The sequence below is a fragment of the Mesorhizobium sp. M1227 genome (assembly GCF_040318315.1).
In the GTDB taxonomy this organism is placed as follows: domain Bacteria; phylum Pseudomonadota; class Alphaproteobacteria; order Rhizobiales; family Rhizobiaceae; genus Mesorhizobium.
The window spans coordinates 92011-103165 of the sequence record NZ_JAMYLZ010000021.1 but is presented as its reverse complement, the minus strand read 5'-3'; the positions used below and the strand labels follow the sequence as shown (position 1 = coordinate 103165).

12 protein-coding genes are annotated in these 11155 nt (G+C 61.2%); 2 read left to right on the top strand and 10 right to left on the bottom strand.

What is annotated here, in order from left to right; genetic code table 11:
• Positions 1-80 precede the first annotated feature (80 nt).
• The 4 genes from NKH28_RS22395 to NKH28_RS22380 all read right to left on the bottom strand — a co-directional run bounded on the left by NKH28_RS22395 (position 81) and on the right by NKH28_RS22380 (position 3785).
• Complete coding sequence (locus tag NKH28_RS22395; protein WP_352980465.1) at positions 81-1091, bottom strand: D-cysteine desulfhydrase family protein; 1011 nt, start codon at positions 1089-1091, stop codon at positions 81-83.
• Positions 1092-1162: 71 nt separating this feature from the next.
• Entirely contained in the window at positions 1163-2125 is a 963-nt protein-coding gene (locus NKH28_RS22390; protein WP_352980464.1) for an enoyl-CoA hydratase/isomerase family protein, read from the bottom strand.
• 79 nt (positions 2126-2204) lie between these two features.
• Positions 2205-2822: a nitroreductase family protein gene (locus tag NKH28_RS22385; protein WP_352980463.1), complete on the bottom strand. Its 618-nt coding sequence runs from the start codon at positions 2820-2822 to the stop codon at positions 2205-2207.
• 129 nt (positions 2823-2951) lie between these two features.
• A complete protein-coding gene (locus NKH28_RS22380) occupies positions 2952-3785 on the bottom strand; it encodes an alpha/beta fold hydrolase (RefSeq protein ID WP_352980462.1) in 834 nt (277 codons plus the stop codon).
• 563 nt (positions 3786-4348) lie between these two features.
• Between NKH28_RS22380 and NKH28_RS22375 the strand changes: the two genes are divergently transcribed.
• The gene (locus NKH28_RS22375) at positions 4349-5395 is read left to right on the top strand and encodes an alpha/beta fold hydrolase (RefSeq protein WP_352980469.1); all 1047 of its coding nucleotides are present in this window, start codon (positions 4349-4351) and stop codon (positions 5393-5395) included.
• A 44-nt stretch (positions 5396-5439) separates the two neighbouring features.
• Here NKH28_RS22375 and NKH28_RS22370 read toward each other — a convergent pair whose 3' ends face one another.
• The 4 genes from NKH28_RS22370 to NKH28_RS22355 all read right to left on the bottom strand — a co-directional run bounded on the left by NKH28_RS22370 (position 5440) and on the right by NKH28_RS22355 (position 8044).
• Positions 5440-6123 (bottom strand): response regulator transcription factor, encoded by a 684-nt coding sequence (locus NKH28_RS22370; RefSeq protein WP_352980461.1) that lies wholly within the window; start codon positions 6121-6123, stop codon positions 5440-5442.
• A gap of 145 nt (positions 6124-6268) precedes the next feature.
• Complete coding sequence (locus NKH28_RS22365) at positions 6269-6754, bottom strand: RidA family protein (protein ID WP_352980460.1); 486 nt, start codon at positions 6752-6754, stop codon at positions 6269-6271.
• On the bottom strand, positions 6748-7473 hold the full coding sequence (locus tag NKH28_RS22360; RefSeq protein ID WP_352980459.1) for an SDR family NAD(P)-dependent oxidoreductase: 726 nt from the start codon (positions 7471-7473) through the stop codon (positions 6748-6750). Before NKH28_RS22360 ends, NKH28_RS22365 begins: the two co-directional genes overlap by 7 nt.
• 25 nt (positions 7474-7498) lie before the next feature.
• Positions 7499-8044, bottom strand: a complete 546-nt coding sequence (locus NKH28_RS22355; protein WP_352980458.1) for a carboxymuconolactone decarboxylase family protein — start codon at positions 8042-8044, stop codon at positions 7499-7501.
• A 203-nt stretch (positions 8045-8247) separates the two neighbouring features.
• On the opposite strand from NKH28_RS22355, the gene NKH28_RS22350 reads away from it, so the two are divergent.
• A complete protein-coding gene (locus NKH28_RS22350; protein ID WP_352980457.1) occupies positions 8248-9150 on the top strand; it encodes a LysR family transcriptional regulator in 903 nt (300 codons plus the stop codon).
• A 47-nt stretch (positions 9151-9197) separates the two neighbouring features.
• Here the strand turns inward: NKH28_RS22350 and NKH28_RS22345 are convergent, their stop codons facing one another.
• A complete protein-coding gene (locus NKH28_RS22345; protein ID WP_352980456.1) occupies positions 9198-10244 on the bottom strand; it encodes an NAD(P)H-dependent flavin oxidoreductase in 1047 nt (348 codons plus the stop codon).
• 35 nt (positions 10245-10279) lie between these two features.
• A complete protein-coding gene (locus NKH28_RS22340) occupies positions 10280-11116 on the bottom strand; it encodes an oxidoreductase (protein ID WP_352980455.1) in 837 nt (278 codons plus the stop codon).
• Between the last annotated feature and the right edge of the window lie 39 nt (positions 11117-11155).

The following is an 11155-nucleotide window of genomic DNA, read 5'->3' as shown; positions in this document are numbered from 1 at the left end:
GCGTCATCCGATGCTGGCCTCCACTCCAGCCAGCATCTTGAATCACAAAACCGACTGATCCGGAATCCCCTTCGATTCCGTCAAATCAGGAACCGCTCTAGGAAATCGCTTGCATAGGCGTAGAGGCCGGGGATCCCGCCGGTCATGATGAAGAGGACGCTTTCGCCGGCCGCGTATCGTCCGGCCGAGATCTCCGCCAGCAAGCCGGCAAAGGCTTTCCCGCCATAGACCGGATCAAGCAGCAAACCCTCTCGGCTCGCCATCAGCCGAACCGCATCGACCATGGCGGGTGTTGAAGCGCCATAGCCTGCACCCAGCTGGTCTCCCGAGACACTGACGTCGTTCAAACTCAGCGATGCCTCAAACCCCAGGAGGGAGAGCGCGGCATTGGCCCTCTCAACTGTTGTGGAGGTGGCGCTGGCGACGGGTGCGAGCACCGAGTAAGCCTGCACCCGCGTGGTATCAAGCCCGAGCGCCCGATATCCCGCAACCAGTCCGGCGTGGGTTCCTGAACTTCCATTCGGGACCACGACCGCGGCGAAATCGATATCGAGATCCTTGGCTTGCGCCTGGATTTCGAGCGCGCAGGCTGCGTAGCCAAGGCTTCCAACCGGCGAGGAGCCGCCGAGCGTGGCCATATAGGCGGTGCGGCCGGCCAGACGCAGTTCCTCGAACCGCTCCTGCGCGAATCCTGTCGAATTGACGCCGGCCGGCAGATGGTGGATTCGAGCGCCGAAAAGATCGTCGAGCAGAATATTGCCGTTCCGATCATATTCGTCTCCGCCACGCGCAACCAAGGGTGAGAGAACCACTTCGCAGGCCAGGCCAAGCCTGGCTGCCGCGGCAGCCGCCAGGCGTGTGAAATTCGATTGCCGGCCGCCAGTTGCGATGATTGTGTCGGCGCCTGCGGCAGCGGCGTCGCCGAGCAGGAATTCAAGCTTCCGCAGCTTATTGCCGCCCCCGCCCAGCGACATCAGATCGTCGCGCTTGACGTAGATTCGAACACCATTCAACGACGAGCCCAAAGCATCCTCGATACGGTGCAGGCGCTGGATAGGAGTCGGCCCCTCCAACAAATCGCGACGCGGCATGCGTCTCAGGGAATCGGAAAGAGACATGACTACACCTCGGAAATGAGCGACATCGCGCTCGCCTCTGTTGCCTATTCCTTGAACTCGGCCGTGGATTGATTGAGGTGGCTCTCGATCTCGCCGGACTGACCCAGTCCCTTTTCGATGAGCGCTTGCACGCGCGCCTGAGCCCCGGGTCGCTGCACCGAGGTCAGGAAGGTGTCCCATCCCGTTTGGCTTTCCGCATCGGGCGGCAGGCTGGCGAGGTCGACCAGGTTCTTGGTGTCGACGATTGTCTGACGATCGAACGACGCGATGCGGGTCGCCAGGGCATCGACAAAGCCGTCCAACTCGGCATCGGGCAGCGCCCGATTGACATAGCCATAGCGCTCCGCCAACTCGCCATTGAATTCGTCAGCGCCAATCAGGATCTCCAGGGCGCGGCCACGCCCGACCAGGCGTGGCAGCCGAGCCATAGGCCCGCCGCCCGGGGCAAATCCCGCGCCGACTTCGAATTGGGAAATAAGCGCCTTTTCGCGGCTGGCGAAGCGCATGTCGGCAGCGAGCGCCAGTTCACTGCCGATACCGCTGGCCCGGCCGCGAATCGAAACGATCGTCACGGCCTTGAGACGGCTGAGCCGCACCATGAAGTCGGGAACAGGATGCATGCCAGTGGGGCCTGGCGTCATCTCCGTCGAGTCCGTGAGTGGCTTCAGGAGATCATAGTGCGCCATGAAATAGTCGGGCAACGCGCTGTCGAAGACGACGACCTTGACCTTCCGGTCAGCTTCGATCTTGTCGAGGATCTTGGCCAGATCGCGTACCTCGGCTGGGCCGACGATATTGAATGGCGGGTTGTTGAAGGTCACTTCCCAGTACGCGGCGCTTTTGCGTGTCAGTCGGATCTTCGCGGTCGCCGCGCTCTCTGCCCCCTGAGACTGGGTGCCGGTACCATCCGCTGCTTTCGTGGTCTGCGCGAAAGTTTGAGTTGAACAGCACAACGCCGCGGAAATGGCGAGCAGAATGGCGGCTCTGCTCGGACTTAAAACTTTCATCGTCGAATTCCTCGTCACTTAGCGCGCCGCCTTGATATTTGAGCGTGCGCTTGTTTGGTTCGGCAGCTGTGTTGCGTGTTCAGACAACACTCAGAAGTTCGGTCACTGAGCGGCGCGGCTTCTGTGGCCAATTGCCCTCGGCGGCATAGCCGACCGTCACCAGGACGACCGGGACTTCATCGCTGGCAAGGCCAAATTCGCTGGCGACGCCGGCGGCATCGAAGCCGATCATCGGCGACGAGCCCAACCCTTGAGCCTGCGCTGCGAACATCAGTTGGCCCGCGCCGAAGGTCGCGGTGCGAACCGCTTCGTCGCGCTGCCGCTGCGGCTGTTCGAAGTACAGTGCCTTTCCAGCACCTTCCCAGCCGGTCACGACCTCGGTCGGCATGAAGCCGGCAGCGACCGACGATGCGAGCCGCTCAGCCATGAGAAGATGCGATGCAAGCTGCCCAACGACGATGAACGTCACAGCCGCTTCCGTGACCTTCGGCTGATCGAACGCGAGCGCCCTCAGGCGCGCCTTTGCCTGCGGCGTCTTGACGGCGATGAACCGCCAGTTCTGCAGATGAAATGCCGTGGGTGCCCGTGTTGCCAGGCGCACCAGTTCGTTGATCTGGGCGTCGTCGATATCGCGTGAGCTGTCGTATTTGTTGGTCGTGCGCCGATTTTCGATCGCGTCGAGAATTGCATTTTTCATGGTCGTTCCTTTGTTTACATGCGGCAGCCTTCGCGCCTGCAGCTGCGGCTGCCGGGCTCAACTTCCATGGGTTGCGGATTCAGAATTGCCGTGGGCTCACGGCGGCAGCGGCCGCCGCCGCATTGGCAATCAGGATTTGATGAATGCCAGGATGTCGGCGTTGATGATTTCGGGATGCGTGGTGGCCATGCCGTGCGACAACCCCGGATAGGTCTTCAGCGTCCCGGTCTTGAGCAGCTTCACTGACAGCAGGGCGCTGTCTCCGATCGGGACGACTTGGTCGTCTTCTCCGTGCATGACCAGCATGGGGATGGAAATCTTCTGGAGATCTTCCGTGAAGTCCGTCTCGGAGAAGGCCTTGACGCAGTCGTATTGGGCCTTGGCGCCGCCCGCCATGCCCTGCCGCCACCAGTTGTCGATGGTCCCCGGCGACACCTTAGCCCCAGGCCGATTGGCGCCGTAGAACGGGCCCCCGGCAACGTCCCGGAAGAACTGCGCGCGGTTAGCCGCCAGGCCGCCGCGGAGGCCGTCGAAGACCTCCATCGGAAGTCCGCCTGGATTGGCGGCGGTCTTCAACATGAGCGGCGGCACCGCGCCGATCGTCACGGCCTTGGAGACCCGGCCGCCGCCCCCGTGCCGCGCCACATAGCGGACCACCTCGCCGCCGCCCATAGAATGGCCGACGTGGATGGCGTGCTTGAGATCAAGGTGGGCGACCAGCGTCGCCACGTCAGCGACGAAAGTGTCATAGTCGTTGCCCTGATCGGTCTGGGTGGAGCGGTTATGGCCGCGCCGGTCATGCGCGATAACCCGGTAGCCGTGGGACAGAAAGAAGAGCATTTGGCTATCCCAGTCGTCAGCCGACAGCGGCCAGCCGTGGTGGAACACGATTGGCTGACCCGTACCCCAGTCCTTGTAGTAGATCTGCGCTCCATCCTTGGCGGCAAAGGTTCCGCTGCTCATGTGTGCTCCATTGGTTTGAGTGGGTTGCGCGGCCGAAGTCCGCGCCAGCGAAAGTGTCGGTGCCAGAGCGGCAAGGCCCACACCGGCGATGAGGACATCGCGCCGCGAGAAGCCAGAGCCTTGGAAACCTGGGGGGCTTGGGGTGCCGGCTGCCGACAAGTTTGCGGGCCCGGATGGATCTGGCAGGAATGTTGTCTTCATAGCGACGCCTGTGTTTTTCCGATCCAGTTGGATCACGCACAGGGTCCTCCGACGGCGACCCTAAATCCATTGTACGAAGATGTATCCGCTGACCGTCTTTGCTCCGTCCACGCGAGTGATAGGGGACACCAAAGCACAATGGACGATCGCAGGCCTGTCGCAGCTCTGCGTGTTTGCAAGGGACAGAGATGAGGACGGAAGCTAGTGCAACTCTCCGGGTGCGCGCACCGATGCCGACCTGAGCGATACCTTCGTCCAATAGATTGTCACACGGGAAATCCGGATCATCGGGGCGGTATGCGAGTAAAATCGGCAGGACCCCCAACGATAGACTTTCGCTGCCATTGAGGGAGGAGGTTCCAATGGATGTTGTGGACGAGATCGACCAACACCGCCGCAGTTTCGTATCCGCTGCCGCGATCGCCCTTGCTGCCGCCCAGCTCGGTTTCACGGATTCTGCGATTGCCGAAGAGAAACCAGCAACGCTCGCAATCAAACCTGGAACAGACGTGTCCTTTGGCCCGCTGAAGCAGATTGATACCGAGATCCTCAATGTTGGCTATGTCGAGGCCGGCGCCGAGAGTGACCCTGCGGTCATTCTCCTGCATGGCTGGCCTTACGACATCCACAGTTTTGTCGATGTCAGCCCGATGCTGGTCTCGGCAGGTTATCGTGTGATCATTCCATACCTGCGCGGCTATGGAACAACGCGATTTCAATCGAGCGAAACTCTCCGCAACGGCCAGCCGACGGCACTCGCCGCCGATCTGGTCGCCTTGATGGACGCTCTCAAGATCGACAAGCCAATTCTGGCCGGCTTTGATTGGGGTGCTCGAACCGCCGACATCGTTGCCGCACTCTGGCCGGAGCGGTGCAAAGCGTTGGTATCCGTCAGCGGCTATCTGATCGGTAACCAGAAGGCCGGCAAGGTGCCATTGCCGCCGAAGGCTGAGCTGCAATGGTGGTATCAGTTTTACCTCGCCACGGAACGCGGAAGAGCCGGCTATGAAAAATACACGCACGATTTCGCCAAGCTGATCTGGCAGCTCGCGTCGCCGCAGTGGAAGTTCGACGATGCCACCTTCGATCGAAGCGCAGCAGCCTTCGACAATCCCGACCATGTCGCGATCGTAGCCCACAATTACCGCTGGAAGCTCGGCCTCACGGAGGGCGAGGCAAAATTTGACCCGTTGGAAGAGAAACTCGCCGCGGCGCCGGTCATCGGCGTTCCGACAATCACTCTTGAGGGTGACGCAAACGGCGCCCCACATCCGGAAGCCAGTGCTTACGCAAAGAAGTTCTCAGGCAAATATTCGCACCGGATCATCGCCGGGGGGATCGGCCACAATCTGCCGCAAGAAGCGCCTCACGCTTTTGTCCAGGCGATCATTGATGTTGGCGTTTCGTGAATCTGCGTGGCGAACCGGGCACGAGCCTGGTTCGCCACCTGCGGTCATCCAATCTTGCGCTGGTCGCGAAAGCTGTTTGCCTCGCCATAAGGTGACGTTATCCCCAGTCTCGCCGCCATGTTCACCAGGTCGGGGAGTGAGCGCGCATCCATCTTTCGCGTCACCTGGCCTCGGTGCGCCTTCACGGTGATCTCGCTGATGCCGAGCTCGAAGGCGATCTGCTTGTTCAACAGCCCTGAAACGACCAAGACCATGACCTCTCGCTCGCGTCGGCTGAGCGTCTTGTGACGGTCACGTAACGTGCGAACTTCGAGGTCCAATGCAAACGCAGCCCTGCTCAGTTCCAGCGCATGCTCGACTGCGGTAAGCAGAACGTCTTCGCTGAATGGCTTCATCAGGAACTCGACCGCGCCAGCCTTCATTGCCTTGACCGTCATTGGCACGTTGCCGTAGCCGGTCACGAAGATGATTGGCATGTCGGCGCGGTCGACGGAGACCAGCCTCTGCAGGTCGAGCCCGTTCAGGTCGGGAAGATGGACGTCGAGGATGAGGCAGTTCGGGACAAGCACCGGGGAGCGGGAGAGGAACTCCCGCGCGGATTTGAATGTCTCCGGTTGCCATCCGGCGTGCCTGATGAGCAACTCCAGCGATTCGCGGATAGAGACGTCGTCATCGACGACGAACACCACAGGCGTTTCGTTCGACGTCGACGCCGGCTTTTCCCTCATTCCCATAGCAGCCGCCATACCCTCCCACCATTGACATGCCGGGTGGGCTCCACTTGGCTGCAGGACTTTTCGATCGAAGTGCCCCGCAAGGCGCGTCGGTATTTCATCGCTACCTCCTTAGACTGCAAGGCACTGGCTTGTTTGCTTAGGCCGCGATCTCGAAAACGAGCTCGACTTCGATCGGCATGCCGAGCGGCAGGCTGGCAACGCCGAGAACGATACGACCCGAAAGCATCCCGGTGCCAAAGACCTTGACGAGCAGCTCCGACGCTCCGTCGGCGACTTTCGGATGGTCCCGGAAGTCGCCTTCCGTGGCGATATAGACGCCAAGCTTCGCCACGCCGGTTATCTTGTCCAGCGAGCCGAGATGCGCCCTGGCGGCGGACAGGGCGTTAAGGCAAGCGATCTCCGCCGCCTTTCGCCCCTCCTCTGCCGACAGTGCGCCACCGACGCGTCCGGTATATTGTGGCTCGCGCCCGACGACCGGCAGCATTCCGCTCAGATAGAGCAGATTGCCGATCTTCACTGTCTCAACATAGGCGCCGAAGGGCGTTGGCGACGGCGGCAGCGCAATGTCGAGATCGCTGAGGCGCTGTTCTGCGCTGGCTTGCGTGCTCATCGCGGTCACCATCTTCCCAGATGTGCGCCGCCATCTACGTTCAGCACCTCCCCCGTTATGCGTGGCGCCTCTGTCAGGAAAAAGACCGCATCGACGATTTCCTGGACGCTGGAGATGCTGTGCATAGGCGAAAGCGTGTTCAAAAAATCCTTCGGGTTGTCCTTGTGCAGCGGCGTGTCGACGACGCCAGGTGCGACCGTGTTGGCGCGGATATGCTGCTTGGCATATTCCATGGCGATGTTCTTCGACATGGCTTCGATGCCGCCCTTGGTCAGCATGGCGACCGAGGCGTTCACGCCGGCGATCGGGCGATCCACCATGGGTGTGGTGATGCTGACAATGCTCCCACCGCGCTTCTGCGCCAGCATCTGCCGCACGACGCGCTGCGTGAGATGCAAAAACCCTTCGAGATTCGTTGCCGCGAGGCGACGATAGTCTTCGATCGTGTAGTCGATGAAGGGCTTGGTGAAGAAGATCCCGGCATTGTTGACCAGTGCGTCAATCGAGCCGAACCGCGCAAGCGCGGTTTCGACGACCGACTTGGCCGTCTCCGGGTCGGCGATATCGCCATCGACGCGGACCAGCCGGTCGGATGCGTCGAGCTCGGTAGACCGGCTGACCTGCCGCGAGGTGGCGACGACGTTGTAGCCCTTTTCGAGGAAGCTGTTGGTGAGGCCGGCACCGATGCCTTGGGAGGCGCCGGTGATGACGACCGTTTTATGCGTCTGCATGTTCATCTCCATTGGAAGAGCAGTGTCACTGCTGCGTTTGGGCCTCGAAGGCCGGGTCGATCGAGATAGGGTTCAGGTGGTCGAGGTAGTTGCTCATTGTCTTCAGGGCGACGCCGGCCAAGATTTCCATTAGCGCGACGATGTCGTAGCCTGCCTCGAAGAAGGCCCTCTTCGCTGCCTCCGAGACGTAACCGCGCTCGGCGGCGAGTTCCCGTGTCACCGTTACAAGCGCGTGCTGTTTCGGATCTGCCAACAGGGATCTGTTCCGGATTGCGTTGATGGTAGCCACATCGAGGTGCATTGCCTCCAGCGCCGTCGCATGCACGGCGATGCAGTAGCGGCATCTGTTTGCCACCGACGCCGCCAACAGGATCATCTCCCGCTCATCGGCGCCGAACGATGAGTTTTCCCACGCCCTTTCGAGGGCCAGGTAACCATTCAGCATCGCCGGAGAATTGGCGAACGTCGCCAGCAGGTTCGGCACGAAGCCGAACCGTTCCCGGATCGCCCGCAGGTTTTCTTTCGAACCTTCCGGGGCTGTTTCGTCCGTCTGCGGCTTGAGCGTCTTCATGGTCACGATGGAGCCTTAGGCGAACAGGCTCCCCAAAGTTCCGCCGATCCCCTTGCGATCGCCGGTGCTAACGACAATGTTGTCGGTCATGTTGCCTCTCCGTCGGCCGGATTGCCTTGAGGCGCTACATATGGCGCAAGTCCGATTGCTCGATTAGGTAGAAATATCTGGAATGTCTTTTCCACCTATGCAAAAATCGAGACATGGCCGATCTCAACGACATCGCCGTGTTCGTGAGGGTGGCACAGTTCGAGAGCTTCAGCCGCGCGGCGCAGGCACTCGGCATGCCGGTCTCCACAGTTAGCCGTAAGGTGACGGCGCTGGAGGAGCGGCTGGGTGTGACTCTTCTCCAGCGGACAACGCGCAAGCTCAGCCTGACCGCGCAGGGCCGTGCCTACTACAATCAATGCAGCGAGCCCTTGAGTGACCTCTTCGACGCGGAACGGGTGCTCACCCAGACCCAGAAGAAGCCGGAGGGCCTTCTGCGGATCTCGGCGCCGGTCATCCTTGGCCAGGAAGCGTTCTATGAATTCCTGTCCTCATTTCTGAAGACCTATCCGCGTATCCAGGCCGACCTGTTCATCACCAACCTGTTCCTGGATCTGATAGCCGAAAATGTCGACGTCGCCATCCGCTTTGGCGAACTGCGAGATTCGAGCTTGGTCGCCCAGCGTATCGGAAAGAGCGTGCGCTATGTCGTCGCCGCGCCGGAATATCTGCGCGATCGGGTTCCGCCATCGCGGCCCGAGGACCTGCGCCAACATCAATGCGTCCTCCTGCAGGCGCGCAACAACGAGGTGGAATGGCATCTGGTCAGCGGCAAGAAATCCATCAAGGTCCACGTCACCGGGCCTGTGGCGGCGAGAGATTTCCAGGCGGTGAGCGCCTTCACCTATCGGGGCCACGGCATCGGCCTGCTGCCCTCGACCTATTGCGACGCTCAGATCGCCAGTGGTGAACTCGTCAGGCTTCTGCCTGATTGGTCGTCGCCGGAAATCTTCGTGCATGCGGTCTATCCGACGCGCCGATTTCTGCCGGCGAAGCTTCAGGCATTCCTGGAGGAGCTGAAGGCCTGGAAGAGTCCCTTGTGGATTCCCCTGCGATGACCATGCGGCCGACCGCGATCGTGTGGTCAGGCCCCAAGGTTTCTAACTTAGCCCGACAGCTCGGCAATCAGTTCAGCCATCAGTTTTCCGGTTGAGAGCGAACGCGCGAGAGGCGCCCCCTGACCGGCCCATTGAGCACCATAGCCAAACACGCCGACCAGCTTTGCCGCGGCGTTCAGTGATTTTCCCGCGTCGTATGCGATCGGGTATTCGGGGATATCGCTCGGCGTTGCACTGGCACCGATCGCCGTGAAGCGGTTTGCGAGACAGCGCGCTGGACGCCCGGAAATTGCACGCGTCATGACCGTATGATTGGCGGCTTCACTTTGCAACGCGGCGCGATACCCTCGATCGGCGGCGGATTCGTCCGTCAGCACGAACGCCGTGCCGAGCTGTGCAGCGCCAGCTCCCAACCGGAGCACGGCCGCGATACCGGCGCCGTCCATGATCCCACCAGCAGCAATTATCGGGACAGCCAGCTCACGCACGAGCAGCCGCGTGAGGGCTATCGTTCCGAGTTGGATGTCTTCACCATCTGGATCGAAGATACCGCGATGGCCGCCTGCTTCGTAGCCCTGAGCAACTACGGCATGTACGCCGGCAGACACCAGGAGCCGCGCTTCACGAAGGCTCGTCGCGGAGCCCAGCAGGACGATGCCCGCCCCCCGCATCGCCCGGATCCATTCGGGGGATGGCACGCCGAAATGGAAACTCACGACCTGCGGCTTGGTCGCGAGCAAGGTTGAAAGCATCTCCTCATCCTTGAGGAAGCTCTTGTAAATTTCGCGGATGGTTGTGGGGGGCTCCGCACCGATCTGATTGAATGCGGGACGCAGACGCCCGAGCCATGCAGCCTCGCGCGCCGCATCCGCTCTCGCCGGTTCATGGCAGAACAGATTGACGTTGAACGGTCGGTCGGATCGCTCGCGCACGGCGGCGATCATTTCGCCGGCACTCGCCGCGCTCACTGCGCCAACACCGATCGAACCCAATCCTCCTGCATTCGAAACCGCCGCCGCCATGGCCGGCGTCGACGTCCCGGCCATGGGGGCCTGTATGATCGGCCACTCGATATTGAGGAGTTTGTCAAGCATTTGTGATTAGAACCTCCCGGCCGATCAACTGCGGTTCAATCAAAGCTTGTCGATCGAGACAAGCTCTCCCACGCTGCGATTTCAGCCTTCATCGCCTCGATTTTTTCCTCGACAAGCTTGAGAGCATCGCCGCCGAGATAAAGCCTTGCAGGTGGGTTCTCTGCCTCGACCAGTTTCAGCAGAGCGTGCGCAGCCTTTGCAGGATCGCCAGGCTGGTTCCCGCTCTTGGCCTCCCGCGCCGCGCGGATCGGATCCATCACCGCATCATACTCGGCGATTTTGCGCGAAGCCCGCACCATCGAACGCCCGGCCCAGTCCGTTCGGAATTGGCCCGGAGCCAGCGCTGTAACGCGGATGCCGAGATGTTTGACCTCCTTGCCGAGCGCCTCCGAGATACCTTCCAGCGCGAACTTGCTGCCGCAGTAGTACGTGATCCCCGGCATAGTTATGAAACCAGCCATCGAAGTGACGTTGATGATATGGCCGGTTCGCCTTTCGCGCATCTTTGGGAGCACGGCCTTCATCATCGCCACGGCACCGAACACGTTGGCGTCGAATTGACGGTGCAGGTCGGCGAGCGACGATTCCTCAAGCACGCCTTCATGGCCGAAGCCGGCGTTGTTGACGAGGACATCGATAGGACCGACCTCGCGGACTGACTTTGCGATCGCCTCGGGAATTGCAGGGAAGTCGGTGACGTCAAGCAGGATCGCGCGAGCGCGTCCTGGTGCGAGACCGATGAACGCCGATGCCGCCTCGTCGCTGCGTACCGTGCCGATGACGTTATGCCCTGCCTCTAAGGCGCACTCGGCAAACGCCTTCCCCAGGCCGGAACTGACGCCAGTGATCAGAAAAGTTTTGACTTTTGTCATGCTTCGTTCCTTTGCGTGCGCGAACGCCGGGCCGAGACA